Raw genomic sequence first — 20,144 nt, 5'->3', positions numbered from 1 at the left:
CTCAGAAATATCCCTGCTGCTTCTTCACTTCCATGCCGGCACCGCCAGCGTCCTTGTCGATGGCGCGCCCCTGCCGCTCGCTGGTGGTGGTCAGCAGCGTTTCCTGGATCACCTCGGGCAGCGTCTTGGCGCTGCTTTCGACCGCGCCCGTCAGCGGGTAACAGCCCAGCGTGCGGAACCGGATCGAGCGCATCACCGGCTCTTCACCGGGCTTGAGCGGAAAACGGTCGTCGTCGACCATCAACAACATGCCGTCACGCTCGACCGTGGGGCGGGGCGCGGCGAAATAGAGCGGGACGATGGGGATGTTGTTCAGGTGGATATATTGCCACACGTCCAGTTCCGTCCAGTTGCTGATCGGAAAGACGCGGATGCTCTCACCCTTGGCCTTCTTGGCGTTGTACAGGTTCCACAATTCCGGGCGCTGGTTCTTGGGGTCCCAGCCGTGCGAAGCCGTGCGGAAGGAGAAAATGCGCTCCTTGGCGCGGCTCTTTTCCTCGTCCCGGCGCGCGCCACCAAAGGCCGCGTCAAAGCCGTATTTGTCCAGCGCCTGCTTCAACCCTTCGGTCTTCCACATGTCGGTGTGCAGCGCGCCATGGTCGAACGGGTTGATGCCGCGCTCTTCGGCCTCGGGGTTGTGATAGACCAGCAGGTCCATGCCCGACAGCTCGGCCATCTTGTCGCGCAATTCGTACATCGCGCGGAATTTCCACGTGGTGTCGACATGCAGCAGCGGGAAGGGCGGCGGGGCGGGATAGAACGCCTTGCGCGCCAGATGCAGCATCACGGCCGAATCCTTGCCCACCGAATAGAGCATCACCGGGTTTTCCGCCTCGGCGACCACTTCGCGGATGATGTGGATGCTTTCCGCTTCCAGTCGTTCCAGATGGGTCAGGGTCTTGGACATCAGTCTTCCATTACATCTACAATGCAGCGCGCCCTGCCCGATGGGGGCAGGCCGCGCAAACAAATCCTGCTTTTGCCCCCCATAGCCACGGCTGGGGCACAGGGGGAAAAGCGCTTAACGCGAGGTGGCGGTGGCCGGTGCGGCGCTGGCGGCGGCACTGGCGGCCGGCTTGTCCTTGGCGGCAACGGCCTTGCTGGCCTTGAGATAGAGCTGCCAGGCCGAAACGGCCAGCACCATGCCCAGCAGCACACGCAGCACCCGGTCAGGCGCACGGCTGGAGATCAGGCTGCCCACGATCACGCCCGGCACCGAACCGATCAACAGGTTGGCCAGCAGCGCGCCATCGACATCGCCGATGATCCAATGCCCCATCCCCGCCACCAGCGTCAGCGGCACGGCATGGGCAATATCGGTGCCCACAATGCGCGCCACGGGCTGATTGGGATACAGCATCAACAGCGCCGTCACGCCAATCGCCCCCGCCCCGACCGAGGTCAGCGACACCGCCAGACCAATCACCGCGCCCAGCGCAATGGTGGCCAGCGCCGCCTGCTGCGCGGTGCGGATGGGGTGATGGTGCATGCCATAAGCGATCAGCTTTTTCTGAAAGAACACCGTGGCCGAGGTGATCACCAGCATGACCGACAGGCCGATCATCATCTTGCCCTGGGTCGCGCTGGACAATTGCCCCACGCGCGAAAGCACCAGCAGGGTGAACAGCGCGGCCGGAATGCTGCCCAGCGCCAGACGCTGCATGATGCGCCAATCGACCGTCGCGCGCCAGCCATGGACGCCCGACCCCACCATCTTGGTGGCCGAGGCATAGAGCAGATCGGTACCCACCGCCGTCGTCGGATTGACGCCAAACATCAGCACCAGCAGCGGAGTCATCAACGACCCGCCGCCAACCCCCGTCAGCCCCACCAACAGCCCGACCAACAAGCCGGCAATCGCATGCAATCCGTCCAAATGCTGGAACAGCGCCATTCTTGTGTCCTTTACTGGCTGCCCTTGTGGGCTCACCCTTGCACCCCTGTCGTCCGGCGCCGCGCCCCCTCCTGCAGGTTGCGCGCGACGCTATGCCGGACGATTGGCCGCCCGCCTAGAGGGCGAATTAGTCTATAGGCAAGATAGAGATTTTACCGGGCGGATAGAATTTCTGTATGCCGCCATGGCAAACGCGACAAAGCGAGCCTAACGCCCGACCGCCCGCACAACTTTGCATGTGGCCTTGCCCCCTGCGCAATGATAAGGCGGCGCACCCATGCCTACCCGGTCGCAATCGGTTGGCAGGCGGGCTCCTATTGCGGATAGCTGCGTGGCAAAAGCGATTTTCTTTGATCCCTCGGGCAAGCGGCGCAAGCGCACGCGGCGTCTGATTTTTGCCGGACTGCTGGCACTGTTGGTGGCGGCCATCGCATTTGCCTCGACGGTGGTGTCGGTGCCCGCCCCCGCGCCTTTGCCGATCGAAGTCGAGCGGCGCACACCGCTGCGTCTGCGGGCGCAGGTGTCGAACCTGTCTCACGCCATTACGCGCCTGTTCCAAGCCCCGCCCCGCAACAGCCAATTGGGGCCCAAGTCCAAGCCGATCACCGTCGGTTTTTATCCCACCTGGTCTGAAACCAGCGCGCTGTCGCTGGCGCGCAACATCAATCAGCTGGATTGGGTCGCCCCCACGACGATGTCGCTGACGCCGTCCGGGCATCTGTCGGTGAACGAAAACGGCCCCATGCGCCGCATCATCCATTCCAGCCTGCACCGCCCGCTGGTGATGTCGGTGTTTCAGAACACCGTGGATGAATCCTTCAACGCCGCCGCCGGTTCGGCCCTGTTGCGCAGTTCGGCAAAGCGCCGCACCGTCATTGCCGAACTGCGCGCCTATCTGGCGCGCAACAACGACGGCGGGGTGATCTTCGACTTCGAGGATTTGAAGCCCGAGGACATGCCGCTCTACCGCGACTTTATCGGCGAGGCGGAAAAAGCGCTGAATGCCGACGGGCGGATCACGGCGGTCACGCTGATGATGCAGGGCGAAGGCTGGTCGCCGGCCGATTTCGCCAAGGTGGCCGACAAGATCATCCTGATGGCCTATGACGAGCACTGGATGACAGGCACGCCCGGCCCGATCGCGTCCAATGGCTGGTTCGCGCAAAAGGTCGCCAATGCCACGCGCGGCATCCCGACGGACAAGGTGATCGTTGCCCTTGGCTCCTATGCCTATGACTGGCACGGCGAGAAGGAGGCACAGTCGCTGACCATCGAGGAAGCGCTGCTCTCGGCCCATGATTCCAGCACCATGCCGGTGTTTGACAAGGCCAGCGGCAACACCGGCTTCTCGTTTCTGGAGGACGACAAGCGGCATGATGTGTGGCTGCTGGATGCCGCCGCCAGTTGGAACCAGATGCGCATCCTCAAGCAATTGGGCCTGACGAATATCGCGCTGTGGCGATTGGGGTCAGAGGATCCGGGCTTTTGGACCACCTTGCGCGACTGGCGACGCGGCGCCAACACCACCGACATCTCGACTCTGGCGCAAAAGAGCAATGTCGATGTGCAGGGCCAAGGCGAGTTGGTGCACATCGCCGCCACGCCGACCGAAGGCAAGCGCCAGATCACGCAGGACCCGCGCACCCACCTGATCACCGACATGCAATATACCGCGCTGCCCACGCCCTATCAGGTGCGGCGCAACGGCGCGCGCGACAAGATGGTGGTGCTGACCTTTGACGATGGGCCAGACCCCATCTGGACCCCGCGCATTCTGGACATTCTGGAGCAGTACAAGGCGCCCGCCACCTTCTTTGTCATTGGCGAAAACGCCCTGCCCAATCGCGCGCTGTTGCAACGCATGGTGGCATCGGGGATGGAGCTGGGCAATCACAGCTACACCCACCCCAACATGGCGCTGTCAACCGAAACGGCGATCTCGCTGGAGCTGAACGCGACGCAGAGGCTGGTCGAGGCCTATACCGGCCGGTCCATGCGCCTGTTCCGCGCGCCCTATTTTGGTGACGCAGAACCCACCACCGCCGATGAACTGGTCCCCGCCTCGATCGCGCAGGCGCATGGCTATACGGTTGTCGGCCTGCATGTTGACCCCGACGACTGGAAGCGACCGGGCGCGCAGGCGATCGTTGACCGCACATTGCGGCAGGTGATGTCGCACAATGATCAACGCAGCGAAAACATCATCCTGCTGCATGACGGCGGCGGCGACCGCGCCCAGACCGTGGCGGCGCTGCCCGGCATCATCGTGGGCCTGCGCAATGCCGGGTACAAGATCGTCACCGTTGCCGAACTGGCCGGGTTGAAGCGCGATCAGGTGATGCCGCCGCTCGAAGGGTATGATCTGGCGGTGGTGCGGGCGGATGTCTTTGCCTTTTGGGCGATCAGCACGACGGTGCTGGCGGTCAACTGGACGTTCTTCTTCGCCATCTTTCTGGGCGTGTTCCGCTCGGTCTCGCTGGTGGTGCTGGCGCTGCTGCCCAGCCGTCGCAGCGCCCCGGCGATCTCCCCCGATTTCCAGCCCACCGTCACCGTCATCATCCCCTGCTTCAACGAAGAGAAGGTGATCGAGGCATCGGTCCGCCGCATTCTGGAATCGGACTATCCGAACATGGATGTGATCGTGGCCGATGACGGGTCCAAGGACCGCACCAGCGCCATTGTTGCCGAACATTTCGGTGACCATCCGCGCGTGCGGCTGATGACCATGCCCAATGGCGGCAAGGCGGCCGCGTTGAACGCCGCGCTGCAACTGGCGGTTGGCGAAATCATCGTCGCGCTGGACGCCGACACCCATTTCGAGCGCGAGACGATCAGCCGCCTGGTGCGCTGGTTCACCGATCCCAAGATCGGCGCGGTGGCCGGCAACGCCAAGGTGGGCAACCGCGTCAATCTGGTCACGCGCTGGCAGGCGGTGGAATATGTCACCGCCCAGAATATCGAGCGCAAGGCGCTGACCCGGCTGGACGCGATCATGGTGGTGCCGGGGGCTGTGGGCGCGTGGCGCCGCCGGGCGCTGGTGGATGTGGGGGGCTATCCCGAAAACACGCTGGCCGAGGATCAGGACCTGACCATCGCCATCCAGCGCAAGAAGTGGAAGGTCGCCTATGACGAGGACGCGGTCGCCTGGACCGAAGCGCCCGAGACCTTCCGCGCGCTGGCCAAACAGCGGTTCCGCTGGTCCTATGGCACGCTGCAATGCCTGTGGAAGCACCGCAAGGTGATGTGGAAGGGCAAGCCCAGCGGTCTGGCCTTTGTCGGCATTCCGCAGGCGTGGCTATTCCAGATCCTGTTCGCCTGCATCTCGCCCGCGATTGATCTGGCGCTGCTGATCTCGATTCTGGGCACGATCACCAATGTCATCCAGCACGGCTGGGCCCAGACCGAAACCGACCTGCTGCGCATGACAGTCTATTGGCTGGCGTTCTCGTCCATCGACGCGGTGTGCGGCTGGATCGCCTATCGGCTGGACGTGCGCGGGCAGAAATTCCCGCTGTTCCTGCTGCTGGCGCAACGCTTTGTCTATCGTCAGCTGATGTATTCGGTGGTGCTGCGCGCGGTCAGCGCGGCGATCCATGGCGTGGGCACCGGCTGGGGCAAGCTGGAGCGCACCGGCCGCGTCAGCACCCAGCCCGAGGGCAAGGCGATCCCTTGAGGGGCCGCAGCCCTCTTGCGATACGTGCTATAGTGGCGTAATACACCTGCGCGCGGCGGCGCGTTTCTGCGCCGCCCCTCAGGAGCTTCGGACCACCCATGGCCACCACGCCCGGCGAGATTGACACAGCGCCCCGCATCACGCTGACCCCGCCCGATGCGCCACAGCCCGTCGCGCCCATCGCCCCCGCGCAGGCCGCCGGGCTGGTCCCGCTGAACGCGGAGCAGACCGCCAAACTGGACGCCAAGGTCGACAGCTTTGTCACCGATCTGTTGGCGCAGGGGCCGCATTCGCCCGAATTTTCCGCCCGCGTCGATCAGTTGACCAACATGGGCCGGACCGAGATTGCCGCCGCCGCTGGTCTCTCCAACCGCTTTCTGGACCGCCCGGTGCGTGCCATGGACAAGGAGGATGGCGTTTCGACCGCGCTGGTCGAACTGCGGCGCACGATCGAGGATCTGGACCCGGCCAAGGCGGGCAAATCGCGCAAACTGCTGGGCTTTATCCCGGTGCCCGGCGGCATGCGGCGCTATTTTGACGGCTATGTCAGCGCGCAGGGGCATATCCGCGCCATTCTGGACCGGCTGGCCAGTGGCAAGGACGAATTGCTGAAGGACAACGCGGCCATCGATGTTGAACGTGGCAAGCTGTGGGAGGCCATGGGCCAGTTGGAGCAGATGATCCACATCTCGCGCCGGCTGGACGCGGTGCTGGAGGCCAAGGCCGCCGAGCTGGACATTGCCGACCCCGCCAAGGCCAAGGCTGTGCGGGAAAGCGCACTGTTCTATACCCGCCAGCGCGCGCAGGATCTGTTGACGCAGATGGCGGTGACCATTCAGGGCTATCTGGCGCTGGATCTGGTCAAACGCAGCAATGTCGAACTGATCAAGGGTGTGGACCGCGCCAGCACCACCACCATCGCCGCGCTGCGCACCGCCGTCACCGTATCGCAGGCGCTGGCCGGGCAAAGGCTGGTGCTGCAACAGATCACGGCGCTGAACACCACCACCGCCAACATCATCGATTCCACCAGCCAATTGCTGAAGGAACAGACCGGCGCGATCCACCAGCAGGCCGCCAGCAGCACCATCCCGCTCGAGACGCTGCAACGCGCCTTTGCCAATATCTATGAGACGATGGATGGCATCGACACGTTCAAGATCAAGGCGTTGGACGCGATGAAGCAGACGGTCAACACCCTGTCGGCCGAGGTGGAGAAGTCGCGCGCCTATATCGCCCGTGCCGATGGCTCCACGGCGGCCAAGGCGCTGGCCGACACGCCGCCCGACCTGTTGACCGCCGAGCGGTAAGCCCATGCGCGACCGACCGCCTTCGCATGACAGTGACGCCATCCTGCGCGCCGCCCGCGCCAGCCTGAACGCGCAGCGCGGCGGCGGGCGGCGAAGGGGTGGCGGCGCAGGCGGCGTGGTCTATGCCAAAAGCTTTCGCCTGCGCGGGCCCTTTGCCGTGGTGGCGGTGCTGGGCATATTGCTGCTGCTCTCGCCGCTGTTGCTGATGATGGCGTTGGCGCTGGGGGTGGCGTTGGTGGCGGTGGCCGCCGGGGTGGCGATCTGGCTGTGGCGGGCGATGCGCCGGGCACAGCGCATGGCCGCGCCCGTGGTGGTCACCTCACCCGATCAGGCGCGCGGCGATCCCCTGCCCGAACTGGCGGGTAAGACGGCGCTGTGGCTGAATGCGCAACGCATCGCCCTGCCCGCCCCGGCGCAAGGGTTGGCCGATCAGATCGGCGCGCGCCTGTCCGATCTGGGCGGGCGGCTGGGCGGCGTGCCCGATACCGCGCCAGAGGCCGCGCAATTGCGCAAGCTGTTGTCGGATGACCTTCCCGAACTGATCACCGCCTATGCGCAGGTGCCGCCCGATCTGCGCGCCACGCCCCATGCCGGGACCAGCCCTGATGCCGCGCTGGCCAATGGCCTGTCACGCATCGCGGGCGAGTTGGACGGCTTTCACCACAGCGCCAGCACCCCGGCGATGGACCGGCTGGCGGTGCATTCGCGCTATCTGGACTATCGGTATGGAGACGGAGGCCAGACGGCAGACTGATTACAGATCGCGGTGCGATTCCAGATAATCCTCTGGAATCCGCAGGATCGAGGCCGCCACCTGCGTTTCGCGCAGGAACAGCCACAGCCCCCACATCAACAACGTGATCGCCAGCAGGAAGAACACGCCGGCCACCCGCTCCAGCTTGTAATCGAACATTTCCTCGACAAACAGGATCGCCACCGTGGTGCCAATGCCCAAACCGGCCAGCACCAGCACGCGGATCGCCTCGGTATTCAGGCGGATGCGCTGATCCACGGCGCGCATTTCCAGCACCACCAGATCATGCGCCTTGCCCGTGGTTTCGCCATGCAGTTTCTGCAAGGCGCGGGCGCGGTCAACGATCCGGCCCAGACGGGTGGACAGGATGTTCATGATATTGCCAATGGCCACCAGCACGAACACCGGGGCCAGCGCCAGCTGGATGGTATGAGCGATCATGCCCCACCTTTAGGCGAGGCGGCGCCCAGGTCCAACCCGCATTTGCCCGCGCATACGCTTGCACGAGGACGGGTTGGCCGTTGGGCGGTCAAACAGGGTGCTTGATCGGGCGGATTATTGCCAGGCGAACACCAGCTCCCCCTCACGATGGGCAAAACGGTTGAGGTGATCGGCCACCACCTGCTGCATCCGCGCCACATCCGTGTCGGGATTGGGATGCAGCGTAACGGTCAGCGCCATGTCACCGGCGCGCATCTCGATCGGACCCATGGGAAAGGCGATGCGGCCCTGCGCGGGGTCAAAGGTCACCTCGAACTTGTGGCCCCAATGCTTGCACAGCTGTTGCAAATAGCGGCTGGCGTTGTCGGTGGGGACGATGGCGGTGGATTGGGTGTTGCTCATGGTGTGATCCTTTGGCTTACAGGCGCTCGATCTTCTGGGCGGCTTCGTCCAGAATGCGGGCGACCTCGAAAATGGTGTCCGGGCTGGCGCCTTCGCGGGTCAGGCGTTCGATGCTGGCGGCGCGCAGGTTGTGGAACGCGCGGCGCACGGGGGCCGCGTCCACCTTGCCATTGGCCTCGGCCAGGGCGGCCAGACGGGCGAACAGCGCGGCGATCCGCTCGGCTTGCGCTGAAACTTCGGCCTCGCCCGCCTCGGTCAACTGGTACGAGCGGCGGCTGGACGCGCCCTCACCCGCGACTTCGGCCAACAAGCCCATGTCGGCCAGCAGCGTCAGCATCGGGTACAGCACGCCGGGGCTGGGCTGATAGGCGTCCCCACTGCGCGCGGCAAAGGCGCGGATCAGTTGATAGCCATGCTGGGGCGCTTCGTCACGCAACAGCGCCAACACCATCAGCCGCAGTTCCTCGCCGTCAAAACGCTTGCCACGCCGGCCGCCATGGTGCCCGCCTCCATGACCGCCGCCCCGACCGCGACCGCCAAACGGCCCGCCAAAGCCATCACGGCCAAAGTCATCCTCACCGCGCCCACCGAATGGCCCGGCCCCCATCATCGCGGCCATGCGACCGCCAAAACCGCCACGGCCCTTGTGGCCGCGCTCTCCGAGGAAACCACGCATTGCTTTTTGCTCCATGTGTTTGTTCATGGACGCCTAGATAGCGCAGTCTTACGTGATTTCAAGATATATCTTGTATCAATCTGTAGTGTTCCGAAACACACTCATCCCGGCCCGGCCCGCCGCGCCAGCCGGTCCACGACAAAGCCCAGCGGCCGCTCGGCATCTTGTGAAAGATAGCGTAGCCCCGGCAGATCGGGATTGCCCCAATCCCCCGGCCCCAGCGGCGCGCCACTCATCTGTTGCCACACGCCCGCGCGCGGAAACTGGGCAAAGGCGCCCGGATGCGCCGCCATGATCCCTGCCCGCCACGCCGACAGCCCTGCCACATGGCCCTCCAGCACCAGATCGCGGCCCGCCCAGTCCACCCAGCCGATCGGGCTATCCTGACAATAGGCATTGTTGTTGCCACGCTGGGTCCGTCCAAACTCGTCCCCGGCGGTCAGCATGATCGTGCCAGTGCTGGCAAACAGGCACCCCAGCAGCGCCCGCACATCACGCGCCCGCGCCGCCATCACCTGCGGGTCATCGCTGGGGCCCTCGACGCCGCAATTCCACGAATGGTTGGCGTGGTGGCCATCGCGGTTGTTTTCGCCGTTGGCGTGGTTGTGGCGCTGTTCATAGGCCACCGTGTCGGCCAGCGTGAACCCGTCATGCGCCGCCAGAAAATTGACGCTGCGACAGGCCTGCTCGCCAAAAATGTCGGCGCTGCCCGCCAGCCGCGTGGCCAATGCGCCAAAGCCCGCCGCACCCTGCCAGAACCGCCGCACATCATCGCGGAACACATCGTTCCATTCCAGCCAATGCGGCGGGAAATGGCCCAATTGATAGCCTCCGGGGCCGATATCCCACGGCTCGGCAATCATGACCCGGTCGGCCAAAAACGGATCGGCGGCGATTTCGGCAAAGATCGGCGCGGCCGGATCAAACCCCGGCCCGTATTGCCCACCTCTGGCCAGCACCGGCGCCAGATCAAAACGGAAGCCATCCACCCCGCAATGCGCGACAAAATGCCGCAGCGCCGCGACCGTCAGCGCCCGCACCGCGCCTTGCGCAAAGTCTAGCGTGTTGCCACAGCCGGTGTCGTTGATAAGGCTACCGTCCGCCGCATGGGCATAGGCCGCATTGTCCAGCCCGCGCAGCGAAAGCACCCCGCCATAGATGTCGCTTTCCCCGGTATGGTTGAACACCAGATCCAGCAGCACGCCGATCCCCGCGCCATGCAGCGCGGCCACCGCCTCGCGCAATTCGGCCACGCCACCGGGGCACAGGCCGGGGTCCAGCGCCATCATCGCCACGGGATTATAGCCCCACGCATTGCGCAGGCCCAGCGGCGGCAAGTGCCTTTCATCCAGCCAGGCGACGATGGGCAGCAATTGCACCGCGCTGACATGCAGGCGGCGCAGATGGGCAATGACCGAGGGATGCGCCAGCGCCGCCACCGTACCCCGGATCGGTTCGGGCACGTCGGGATGCAACAGGGTGAACCCGCGCACATTGACTTCATAGATCAGCCCGCCACGGGTAAACATCGGCGGCGCGGGTTCCACCAACGGCAGGGCGCCCGGCACAATGGCGCGCGGCACGATCGCGGCAGTGTCGACACCATGTTGTGCCAGCGCGGGGGCCTGTTCAAACCGCCGGTCCAGTTCCACCGCATAGGGATCGACCAACAATTTGGCCGCATCGAACCAGCGCCCCTGATCTGGGGCCCAGTCGCCATCGGCGCGATAGCCATAGCGCGCGCCCGCATGGTCTCCCGGCAGCGTGATCCGCCAATCATCGCCCTCGCGCACCATGGGCAGGCGGGTTTCGGCATCGTCCGCGTCAAACAGGCACAGCCACACCGCGCGGGCCAACGGGGCGCGCAAGGCAAAATGCGTCGCCCCATCCTGCATCCACGCGCCCAGCAGCCCCATCAGGTGATGACGCTGGGCTGGCTGCGCCCCGTATGGCGGGTAATCCCGGCGATAGCATCGGCCGCCGCGATCAGATCGGCCAGCATGTCGCTTGTCTGCGCCGCCAGATCGCCGCTCTCGGGCTCATAGCGTTCCAGATAGACGCGCAGGGTGGCTCCTTCCGTCCCGGTGCCCGACAGGCGGAAGACGATGCGGCTGCCGCCCTCAAACAGCACCCGCAGCCCCTGATTGGCGCTGAGCGAGCCATCCACCGGATCGGTATAGGCAAAGCTGTCGGCGGCCTCGACCACCAACGGGCCAAACGCGCGGCCCGGTAAAGCCTCCAGCGAAGCGGTCAGGTCAGCCATCAGCGCATTGGCGGCCTCGGTCGGCAGCGCTTCATAGTCATGGCGCGCGTAATAATTACGGCCAAAGCGCGCCCAATGTTCCGCCGCGATCTGCGCCACCGATTGCCCGCGCACCGCCAGAATGTTCAGCCACAACAGCACCGCCCACAGCCCGTCCTTTTCGCGGACATGGTCGCTGCCGGTGCCGGCGCTTTCCTCACCACAGATGGTGCACATCCCGGCGTCCAGCAGATTGCCAAAGAATTTCCACCCCGTGGGCGTTTCAAACGCCGGGATGTTCAACGCCGCCGCCACCCGGTCGGCCGCCGCGCTGGTGGGCATGGAACGGGCGATACCCTTTAGGCCCCCGGCATAGGCGGGGGCCAGATGCGCATTGGCCGCCAGCATCGCCAGACTGTCGGACGGCGTGACAAAGATGCCGCGCCCAACGATCAGGTTGCGATCCCCATCACCATCGCTGGCCGCGCCGAAATCGGGGGCATCATCGCCAAACATCGTGGCAAACAGATCGGCGGCATGGACCATGTTGGGGTCGGGGTGATGGCCGCCAAAATCCTCCAGCGGGACGCCATTCTTCACCGTGCCGGGGGCAAAACCCAGCCGCCGCTCCAGAATTTCGTGCGCATAGGGGCCGGTGACGGCGTGCATCGCGTCAAAGGTCATCGTCAACCCGCCCGCCACAGCGGCACGGATCGCGGCGAAATCGAACAAGCGCTCCATCAGCGCGGCGTAATCGGCCACCGGGTCGATCACCTGTACCGCCATGCCCGCCACGTCTGTTTCGCCGATCGTGTCCAGATCGACATCGGGCGTTGCCACCGTCAAATAGCTGTCAATGGCGGTGGTGCGGATATAGATCGCCTCGGTCACGCTTTCTGGGGCGGGGCCGCCATTGGCGATGTTGTATTTGATGCCAAAATCCTCGTCCGGGCCGCCGGGGTTGTGGCTGGCCGACAGCACCAGACCGCCGCTGGCGCCATATTGGCGGATGACATGGCTGGCCGCTGGCGTCGACAGGATACCGCCCTGCCCCACCAGCACCCGGCCATAGCCATTGGCCGCCGCCATGCGGATCGCGGTCTGGATCACCTGACGGTTCAGATAGCGCCCGTCGCCGCCGATCACCAGCGTGGCGCCCTCGTCACGCTCGACGCAATCGAACACGCTCTGGATAAAGTTTTCGGCGTAGTGGGGTTGCGCAAACACCTTCACCTTTTTGCGCAGGCCCGACGTGCCCGGCTTTTGCCCGTCGAACGGGGTGGTGGCGATGGTGGCAATGGCGGTATCGATGATCATGCGGGCTCCGCTGTCAGATTCGCGTAAATACTGGCATAGGCGGCCCCGCTTTGCGACCACGTAAAGTCAGCGCCCATCCCGTTTTTCTGTATACGCCGCCATGTATCGGCGTTGTGATACAAAGTGATGGCACGGGTAATCGCGCCCGACAGGCCGGCATGGTCGACATCGGAAAACTGGACGCCCGTGGCCACGCCTGCCGCAACGGCGGCATGGTTGGCATCGATCACCGTATCGGCCAGCCCGCCCGTGCGCGCCACCACCGGCACACAGCCATAGGCCAGACCATACAATTGCGTCAGGCCACAAGGTTCAAACCGGCTGGGCACCAGAATGGCATCGCCGCCTGCCTGCATGCGGTGGGCCAGGTGCTCGTCATAACCGATGCGCAGTGCGACACGGCCCGGATGGCGTTCGGCCGCCGCCGTCAGTTCGGCCACGATCCCCGCATCGCCCGATCCCAGCAGCGCCAGACGTCCGCCCAGCCCCACCAAATGGTCCAGACATTGCCCCAGCACATCCATCCCCTTTTGCCAGGTCAGGCGGCTGATGACGACAAACAGCGGGCCATCATCACGGGTCAGGCCAAAGCTTTTTTCCAGCGCGCGCTTGTTCGCGCGGCGGCCGGCCATCGCCTTGATCGAATAGGGTCTGGCCAAGGCCGGATCGCTGGCCGGGTTCCATTCGGCCGGATCAATGCCGTTCAGCACCCCATGGACATGCGCCCCGCGCGCATTGATCAGCCCCTCCAGCCCCATGCCAAAGCGCGGCTCGCGGATTTCCAGCGCATAGGTGGGCGAGACGGTGGTGATGGCATGGGCCGCCTCCAGCCCCGCCTTGAGCATGCCCACGCCGCCGTGATATTCCACCCCATGCATCGACCACGCCCGCAGCGGCAGGCCCAGCGCGGGAAAGATCTCTGGCCCGAAATGCCCCTGAAACGCCATGTTGTGGATGGTCATCACGCTGGGGATCGCGCGATCACCAAAGGGCGCGAATTTCAGATAGGCCGGGGCCAGTCCCGCCTGCCAGTCATGGGCGTGCAGCAGGTCAAACCCGCCCAGCGCCGCCACCGCACCGCCCGCAACATCGGCCGCCGCCCGCGCCAGCACGGCAAAGCGGCGCCAGTTGTCGCCCCAATCCTGCCCGCCCGGATCGCCATAGGGGCCGCCATCACGCGCGAACATCTCGGGCGCGTCCAGCACCAGCAGGCGCGGCCCATCCTTTGTCCCGTCAATCGTCGCCGCGATCAGGCTGGCCCGCACCCCCAGAATGTCATCCCACACATGGATGGGCTTGGGCAGGCTGGGCTTTTTCGCGCGGCCCCGCACCGCCATCAACTTTGACAACACCGAGGGGTATCCGGGGATCAGCGTGGTCATCACCACCCCATGCGGCGCGACCGCGGCGGGCAAGGCGCCCGCCACGTCGGCCAGCCCGCCGGTCTTGATGAACGGCACCGCCTCTGACGAGACGGACAGAACGTTCAGCGCCATCAATTCACCCCATATCCAGCGCGTCAATCATGCGCTTGGTGATCAGGCATACGCCGTTTTCGGTTCGGCGGAAACGCTTGGCGTCCAGTTCGGGGTCTTCACCCACCACCAGCCCCTCGGGGATGCGCACGCCTGAATCGATGATGACGCGCGACAGGCGGGCATGGCGGCCGATGTTGCAATAGGGCAAAATCACGCCCTCACTCACCTGCGACCAACTGCCCATCTTGACGCCGGTGAACAGCAGCGAGCGGAACGCCGTCGCCCCCGACACGATGCAATCCTGCGAGATCAGCGAGCGGATGGCATGGCCCCGGCGGCCTTCCTCGTCATGGACGAATTTGGCGGGCGCGGCGACCACCTGATCGGTCCAGATGCGCCAGTCGCGGTCGTACATGTTCAGCATCGGCACGGTGTCGGTCAGATCAAGGTTGGTCTCGAAATAGGCGTCCAGCGTGCCGACATCGCGCCAATATTCGCCGATTTCATCAGCCGCGCGCACACAGCTTTCGGTGAAACGGTGGGCCACCGCCTTGCCGCCCTTGACCAACTGGGGAATCAGGTCATTGCCGAAATCATGCGTGCTGGTGGGGTTGGCCGCATCCTCGCGCAGCAGGTCGAACAGGAATTTCGTGTCGAACACATAAATGCCCATGCTGGCCAGCGACCAGCCGGGCTTGCCGGGGATTTCGGGCGGGTTGGCGGGCTTTTCGACGAAATCGGTGATGACGTCATTGCCGTCCACCGCCATCACGCCAAAGCCGCTGGCCTCCTTTTGCGGGACCACCAGACAGCCGATCGTCACATCCGCGCCGCTGTTCACATGCTGGCGCAGCATCAACTCATAGTCCATCTTGTAGATGTGGTCGCCCGCCAGAATGACCATGTATTTCGGGCTATAGGACTCGATGATGTCGATGTTCTGATACACCGCGTCGGCCGTGCCCTCATACCACTGCGTTTCGGACACGCGCTGGCTGGCGGGCAGGATGTCAAAGCTTTCGTTACGCTCGGGCCGCATGAAGTTCCACGCGCGGTTCATGTGGCGGATCAGGCTATGCGCCTTGTACTGGGTCGCAACGCCGATGCGGCGGATGCCCGAATTGATCGCGTTCGACAGGGCAAAGTCGATGATGCGGCTCATCCCCCCGAAATAGACCGCCGGCTTGGCACGATTGTCGGTCAGTTCCTTCAACCGGCTGCCACGCCCGCCCGCCAGCACATAGGCCATCGCGTCACGCGCCAGCGGCTGCCCATACGATTCACGCATTCCCAGACCCCTCCTGTCAAAACCGTGTCCGGCCGCGGATCAATCCGCCGCCACAAACATAAGCGTCGCCAATGGCGGCAAGGTGACAACCGCACCGCCCTCGCTGGCCACCACCTGTCCCAGATTGCCCATCCCGCTGCCACCGTAACAGGCCGCATCGGTATTCAGCACCTCGCGCCAGACACCGCCCTGCGGCAGCGGCAGGCGATAGGCACCATGCGGCTGGGGCGTCATGTTGCACACCACCACCACGGTGGGTTCACCCGGCGCCTTGCGCGCCCAGGCAAAGACACTGGCATCGGCGTCATCCACCACCAGCCATTCAAACCCCTCGCCCTCGCAGTCGCGGGCGTGCAGGGCGGCATATTCGCGATAGGTATGGTTCAGATCACGCACCAGCGCCTGCACCCCGGCATGGGCCGGATCGTCCAGATGGAACCAGTCCAGCCCCCGGCTTTCGGCCCATTCGCGGTCCTGCGCGAACTCCTGCCCCATGAACAACAGCTTCTTGCCCGGATAGCCCCACATCAGCCCGTAATAGGCGCGCAAATTGGCAAATTGCTGCCAGCGGTCGCCCGCCATCTTGTTCAGCAGACTGCCCTTGCCATGGACCACCTCGTCATGGCTGATGGCCAGCACGAAATTCTCGGCAAAGGCGTACATCAGGCCAAAGGTGATGTCGTTGTGGTGGTGTTTGCGGTGGATCGGATCACGCCCCATATACCGCAAGGTATCGTGCATGAAGCCCATGTTCCATTTGAACCCGAACCCCAGCGCGGTGGCCTGACCGCCGCCGCCCGGCGCGTCATGGGCAGGCTGAGTCACACCCGGCCATGCGGTCGATTCCTCGGCCACGGTCAGGAAACCGGCATGGCTGCCGTACACCGCCCGGTTCATCGCGCGCAGGAAACCCACCGCCTCCCAGTTTTCGCGCCCGCCCTGTGCGTTGGGGATCCATTCGCCCGATTTGCGGCTGTAATCGCGGTACAGCATCGAGGCCACCGCATCCACGCGCAAGCCATCGACGTGATAGCGCTCGGCCCAGAACAGGGCGTTGTTGATCAGGAAACTGGCCACCTCGCGCCGGCCAAAGTTGTAGATCGCGGTGTTCCAGTCCGGGTGATAGCCCAGCCGTGGGTCTTCGTGTTCATACAGCGCCGTGCCGTCGAACCGGGCCAGGCCGTGTTCGTCGGTGGGGAAATGGGCGGGCACCCAATCGATCAACACCCCCAGCCCGGCGCGATGCGCCCCATCGACAAAGCGGGCAAAGCCTTCGGGCGCGCCAAACCGGGCCGAGGGCGCAAACAGGCCGGTCGTCTGATAGCCCCATGACGGGTCATAGGGATGTTCGGACACCGGCAGGAATTCGACATGGGTAAACCCCATATCCACCGCATAGGGGATCAGTTCGGCCGCCATCCGGTCCCAGTCATAGAACCAGCCGTTCTCGTCCTGCCGCCACGATCCGGGGTGGACCTCGTAAATGCTGATCGGCACGCGGCGAGGGTCTTGCGCAGCCCAATGGGCGCGGTGGCTTTCATCGCCCCAGTCCATCTTGACCGGGTGGGCGGTGATGCTGGCGGTGCTGGGGCGCACTTCGCTGGCCAGCGCAAAGGGATCAGCCTTGAGCGGCAGCACCGTGCCGTCGCTGGCGGTGATGCGGTATTTATAGGCCCGGCCCACGCCGATATCGGGGACGAAAATCTCCCAGATGCCGGTGTCCAGACGGCGGCGCATCGCGTGGCGCGCACCATCCCAATCGTTGAAATCGCCCACCACGCTGACATGGGCCGCATTGGGCGCCCAGACGGCGAAATGCACGCCGTCAACGCCCTGATGGTGGATGCAATGCGCGCCCATCTTGTCAAACAGGCGGGTATGGGTGCCCTCGACAATCAGGTAATCGTCGGTCGGGCCCAGCACCGGGGCAAAGGAATAGGCGTCACCCACCCACCAATCCGCCCCCAGTGCCCCGGCACGATATTTGACCGGGCCGGTAAAGTCAGCTTTCCCCGCCGGATCGGCAATCAGCCCTTCGAACAGGGCGCTGTCCCCCACCCGTTGCAACGCGCCCAATGGCGTGCCGTCAATGGCAAAGGCCTCGGCCACCTCTGCGCCCGGCAGGACCACGCGGGCAAATGCCCCCTGTGGCCCGCGATGCACACCCAGCAACGAAAAGGGATCGGCGTGGGTGCCATCCAAAAGCGCGGAAATGGCCGAAGCGGAAGGTTTCACTTAGACTCCCCAGATGTCTTTCGCATATTCGCCGATGGTGCGATCAGAACTGAACCAGCCAACATTGGCGATGTTGTGGATCGCCGACTTGCGCCAGCCGGCCTGATCCATCCAGCGCGCGTCAACGCCACGCTGGGCCTGCGAATAAGCTTCGAAATCGGCACAGCACATGAACCAGTCATGGTCGTACAACCCGCCAATCAGCCCCTTGTAGCGGTCCGGGTCGTCATGGCTGAACACGCCGCTGGCGATGGCGTTGACCGCCTGCTGCAGCTCGCGGTGGCCCTCGATGATGGCGCGCGGGTTATAGCCGTTGGCACGGCGTTCGTTCACCTCATCCGCGGTCAGGCCAAAGATGATGATGTTCTCATCGCCCACATGGTCCTTGATCTCGATATTGGCGCCATCCAGCGTACCGATCGTCAGCGCTCCGTTCAGCGCGAACTTCATGTTGCCGGTGCCCGACGCCTCCATGCCCGCCGTGCTGATCTGTTCGGACAGATCGGCGGCCGGGATGATGCGCTCGGCAAAGGAGACGTTGTAGTTCGGCACAAACACCACCTTGAGCAACCCGCCCACGCTGGGGTCGGAGTTCACCCGGCGGGCGATGTCATTGGCCAGTTTGATAATCAGCTTGGCATTATGGTAGCTGGGCGCGGCCTTGCCGCCAAAGATCTTGACCCGCGGCACCCAGTCACGCTCGGGATGGCTGCGGATCTGGTCATACAACGCCACCGTCTCGATCAGGTTCAGCAACTGGCGCTTGTATTCGTGGATGCGCTTGATCTGCACGTCAAACAGCGCATCGGGGTCCAGACGGACACCCATCAGTTGCTTGATGTGGTTGGACAATGCCACCTTGTTCGCCCGCTTCACCTCGGCCACGCGTTCAGCAAAGCCGCTGTCGCCGGCAAAGGCATTGAGCGCGGTCAGTTTTTGCGCGTCATTCAGGAATTCATCGCCAATCGCCTCACGCACCACGCGCGTCAGGCCGGGGTTGCACTGCTGCAACCAGCGGCGCGGCGTGACTCCATTGGTCTTGTTGTTGATCCGGGTGGGGTACAGCTTGTGCAGGTCGCTGAACACCGTCACCTTCATCAGATCGGTGTGCAGCGCAGCCACGCCATTGACCGAATGCGCGCCGACAAAGGCCAGATTGGCCATGCGCACACGGCGCTCACCGCCTTCGTCGATCAGGCTGATGGCCGAAATCTGCGCGCCATCCATCCCCGCCCGGCGCGCCTCACGCAGCACCCGGCTGTTAATCGCATAAACGATCTGCATATGGCGCGGCAGCAGGCGTTCGAACAAAGGCAACGGCCAGCTTTCCAGCGCCTCGGGCAGCAGGGTGTGGTTGGTATAGCCGACCGTTTTTTTGGTCACCTCCCACGCCTCGTCAAACTCCAGCCCGTGGACGTCGATCAACAGCCGCATCAGTTCGGCCACCGCCACGCTGGGGTGGGTGTCGTTCAACTGGATCGCGGCCTTGTCCGGCAGGGTGCGGATATCGCCATGATATTGCACATGGCGGCGCACGATGTCCTGAATGCTGGCCGACGAGAAGAAATACTCCTGCCGCAGGCGCAGTTCCTGCCCTGCCGGACTGCTGTCGGCGGGATAGAGCACGCGCACCAGGCTGTCAGCCTTGACCTGATCGGCCAGCGCGCCAAAGTGGTCGCCCGCGTTGAACGCGTCCAGCCGGAGCGGGTCCAGCGCCCATGCCGTCCACAGGCGCAGCGTATTCACCCGCTTGCCCTGCCAGCCGACGACAGGGGTGTCGACTGCCGATGCCTCGACCTGCTCGGCCGGGTGCCAGGTGACGCCGGTGTCCGATTCCACCACCTCGCCGCCAAAGCCCACGCGATAGGCGCTTTCGCGGCGGTCGAACTCCCACGGGTTGCCATGGGCCAGCCATGTTTCGGGCAATTCGACCTGCCAGCCATCGTCAATGCGTTGGCGGAACATGCCGTTGACGTAGCGGATGCCATAGCCATAGGCCGGGATGTCCAGACTGGCCAGGCTCTCCATGAAGCAGGCAGCCAGCCGCCCCAGACCGCCATTGCCCAGCGCCGCATCGGGCTCCAGTTCCTCCAGCGCGGCCAGATCAAAGCCATGCGCGCGCAGCGCCGCTTCCATCTCGCGCGTCAGCCCCATGTTCGAGAGCGCATCGCGCAGCAACCGCCCGATCAGGAACTCCATCGAGAGGTAATAGACCCGCTTGCCCCCCTTGTCATAGGTCTCGCGGGTGGATTCGAACCAGCGGTCGATCACCTTGTCGCGCAGCGCCAGCACGGCGGCCTGAAACCAGTCATGCGGCTTGGCTGCGCGTTCATCCTTGCCCACTCGGTGGCGCAGGACATCCAGCACCAGCGTGTTGATGTCATCATGGGCGGCGGCGGTGGTCGTGGTCTGGCTGTTGGTCAAGGCCGAAACT

The 20,144-nt window shown here is 64.5% G+C and carries 14 protein-coding genes; 3 read left to right on the top strand and 11 right to left on the bottom strand.

Translation table 11 applies throughout. The features are described from left to right. Nucleotide 1 precedes the first annotated feature (1 nt). Both cysD and GTZ99_RS01355 read right to left on the bottom strand, forming a co-directional pair. Nucleotides 2-907 carry a sulfate adenylyltransferase subunit CysD gene (cysD, locus tag GTZ99_RS01360; RefSeq protein WP_161716488.1) on the bottom strand — a complete coding sequence of 302 codons (906 nt, stop codon included), beginning with the start codon at nucleotides 905-907 and terminating at the stop codon, nucleotides 2-4. A gap of 114 nt (nucleotides 908-1,021) precedes the next feature. Further along, nucleotides 1,022-1,894, bottom strand: a complete 873-nt coding sequence (locus tag GTZ99_RS01355; protein WP_161716487.1) for a sulfite exporter TauE/SafE family protein — start codon at nucleotides 1,892-1,894, stop codon at nucleotides 1,022-1,024. A gap of 331 nt (nucleotides 1,895-2,225) precedes the next feature. Between GTZ99_RS01355 and GTZ99_RS01350 the strand changes: the two genes are divergently transcribed. The 3 genes from GTZ99_RS01350 to GTZ99_RS01340 all read left to right on the top strand — a co-directional run bounded on the left by GTZ99_RS01350 (nucleotide 2,226) and on the right by GTZ99_RS01340 (nucleotide 7,631). Continuing rightward, nucleotides 2,226-5,567: a glycosyltransferase gene (locus tag GTZ99_RS01350; RefSeq protein WP_161716486.1), complete on the top strand. Its 3,342-nt coding sequence runs from the start codon at nucleotides 2,226-2,228 to the stop codon at nucleotides 5,565-5,567. Between the two features lie 98 nt (nucleotides 5,568-5,665). Beyond that, nucleotides 5,666-6,877, top strand: coding sequence for a toxic anion resistance protein (locus tag GTZ99_RS01345; RefSeq protein WP_161716485.1), 1,212 nt, complete (start codon nucleotides 5,666-5,668; stop codon nucleotides 6,875-6,877). A gap of 4 nt (nucleotides 6,878-6,881) precedes the next feature. Beyond that, the gene (locus GTZ99_RS01340) at nucleotides 6,882-7,631 is read left to right on the top strand and encodes a hypothetical protein (protein WP_161716484.1); all 750 of its coding nucleotides are present in this window, start codon (nucleotides 6,882-6,884) and stop codon (nucleotides 7,629-7,631) included. Here the strand turns inward: GTZ99_RS01340 and GTZ99_RS01335 are convergent, their stop codons facing one another. The 9 genes from GTZ99_RS01335 to GTZ99_RS01295 form a co-directional block, all read right to left on the bottom strand. Further along, nucleotides 7,632-8,072, bottom strand: coding sequence for a DUF2721 domain-containing protein (locus GTZ99_RS01335; RefSeq protein WP_161716483.1), 441 nt, complete (start codon nucleotides 8,070-8,072; stop codon nucleotides 7,632-7,634). A 114-nt stretch (nucleotides 8,073-8,186) separates the two neighbouring features. After that, nucleotides 8,187-8,474 carry a DUF2218 domain-containing protein gene (locus tag GTZ99_RS01330; RefSeq protein WP_161716482.1) on the bottom strand — a complete coding sequence of 96 codons (288 nt, stop codon included), beginning with the start codon at nucleotides 8,472-8,474 and terminating at the stop codon, nucleotides 8,187-8,189. A 16-nt stretch (nucleotides 8,475-8,490) separates the two neighbouring features. Further along, nucleotides 8,491-9,150 (bottom strand): PadR family transcriptional regulator, encoded by a 660-nt coding sequence (locus GTZ99_RS01325; protein ID WP_161716481.1) that lies wholly within the window; start codon nucleotides 9,148-9,150, stop codon nucleotides 8,491-8,493. A gap of 101 nt (nucleotides 9,151-9,251) precedes the next feature. Next, nucleotides 9,252-11,066: a glycogen debranching protein GlgX gene (gene glgX, locus GTZ99_RS01320; protein WP_161716480.1), complete on the bottom strand. Its 1,815-nt coding sequence runs from the start codon at nucleotides 11,064-11,066 to the stop codon at nucleotides 9,252-9,254. Next, nucleotides 11,066-12,709, bottom strand: coding sequence for an alpha-D-glucose phosphate-specific phosphoglucomutase (locus tag GTZ99_RS01315; protein ID WP_161716479.1), 1,644 nt, complete (start codon nucleotides 12,707-12,709; stop codon nucleotides 11,066-11,068). Before GTZ99_RS01315 ends, glgX begins: the two co-directional genes overlap by 1 nt. After that, entirely contained in the window at nucleotides 12,706-14,205 is a 1,500-nt protein-coding gene (gene glgA / locus GTZ99_RS01310; RefSeq protein ID WP_161716478.1) for a glycogen synthase GlgA, read from the bottom strand. The genes GTZ99_RS01315 and glgA overlap by 4 nt, the downstream gene beginning before the upstream one ends. A gap of 4 nt (nucleotides 14,206-14,209) precedes the next feature. Beyond that, nucleotides 14,210-15,475, bottom strand: a complete 1,266-nt coding sequence (gene glgC / locus GTZ99_RS01305; RefSeq protein WP_161716477.1) for a glucose-1-phosphate adenylyltransferase — start codon at nucleotides 15,473-15,475, stop codon at nucleotides 14,210-14,212. 39 nt (nucleotides 15,476-15,514) lie between these two features. Further along, nucleotides 15,515-17,710, bottom strand: a complete 2,196-nt coding sequence (gene glgB, locus GTZ99_RS01300) for a 1,4-alpha-glucan branching protein GlgB (protein WP_161716476.1) — start codon at nucleotides 17,708-17,710, stop codon at nucleotides 15,515-15,517. After that, nucleotides 17,711-20,089 (bottom strand): glycogen/starch/alpha-glucan phosphorylase, encoded by a 2,379-nt coding sequence (locus tag GTZ99_RS01295; protein WP_406818576.1) that lies wholly within the window; start codon nucleotides 20,087-20,089, stop codon nucleotides 17,711-17,713. Between the last annotated feature and the right edge of the window lie 55 nt (nucleotides 20,090-20,144).

Origin of the sequence: Novosphingobium ovatum (genome assembly GCF_009909235.1) — a bacterium.
In the GTDB taxonomy this organism is placed as follows: Bacteria; Pseudomonadota; Alphaproteobacteria; order Sphingomonadales; family Sphingomonadaceae; genus Novosphingobium; species Novosphingobium ovatum.
This window is presented reverse-complemented; position numbering and strand designations above follow the sequence as displayed.

Excerpts from the sequence above, each read along its gene's own strand:
- cysD (WP_161716488.1), bottom strand. The coding sequence starts at position 907 with ATGTCCAAGACCCTGACCCATCTGGAACGACTGGAAGCGGAAAGCATC.
- glgC (WP_161716477.1), bottom strand. The coding sequence starts at position 15,475 with ATGCGTGAATCGTATGGGCAGCCGCTGGCGCGTGACGCGATGGCCTAT.
- GTZ99_RS01325 (WP_161716481.1), bottom strand. The coding sequence starts at position 9,150 with ATGCGTGGTTTCCTCGGAGAGCGCGGCCACAAGGGCCGTGGCGGTTTT.
- glgX (WP_161716480.1), bottom strand. The coding sequence starts at position 11,066 with ATGGGGCTGCTGGGCGCGTGGATGCAGGATGGGGCGACGCATTTTGCC.
- GTZ99_RS01340 (WP_161716484.1), top strand. The coding sequence starts at position 6,882 with ATGCGCGACCGACCGCCTTCGCATGACAGTGACGCCATCCTGCGCGCC.
- GTZ99_RS01335 (WP_161716483.1), bottom strand. The coding sequence starts at position 8,072 with ATGATCGCTCATACCATCCAGCTGGCGCTGGCCCCGGTGTTCGTGCTG.
- GTZ99_RS01345 (WP_161716485.1), top strand. The coding sequence starts at position 5,666 with ATGGCCACCACGCCCGGCGAGATTGACACAGCGCCCCGCATCACGCTG.
- GTZ99_RS01330 (WP_161716482.1), bottom strand. The coding sequence starts at position 8,474 with ATGAGCAACACCCAATCCACCGCCATCGTCCCCACCGACAACGCCAGC.
- glgA (WP_161716478.1), bottom strand. The coding sequence starts at position 14,205 with ATGGCGCTGAACGTTCTGTCCGTCTCGTCAGAGGCGGTGCCGTTCATC.
- GTZ99_RS01355 (WP_161716487.1), bottom strand. The coding sequence starts at position 1,894 with ATGGCGCTGTTCCAGCATTTGGACGGATTGCATGCGATTGCCGGCTTG.
- GTZ99_RS01315 (WP_161716479.1), bottom strand. The coding sequence starts at position 12,709 with ATGATCATCGATACCGCCATTGCCACCATCGCCACCACCCCGTTCGAC.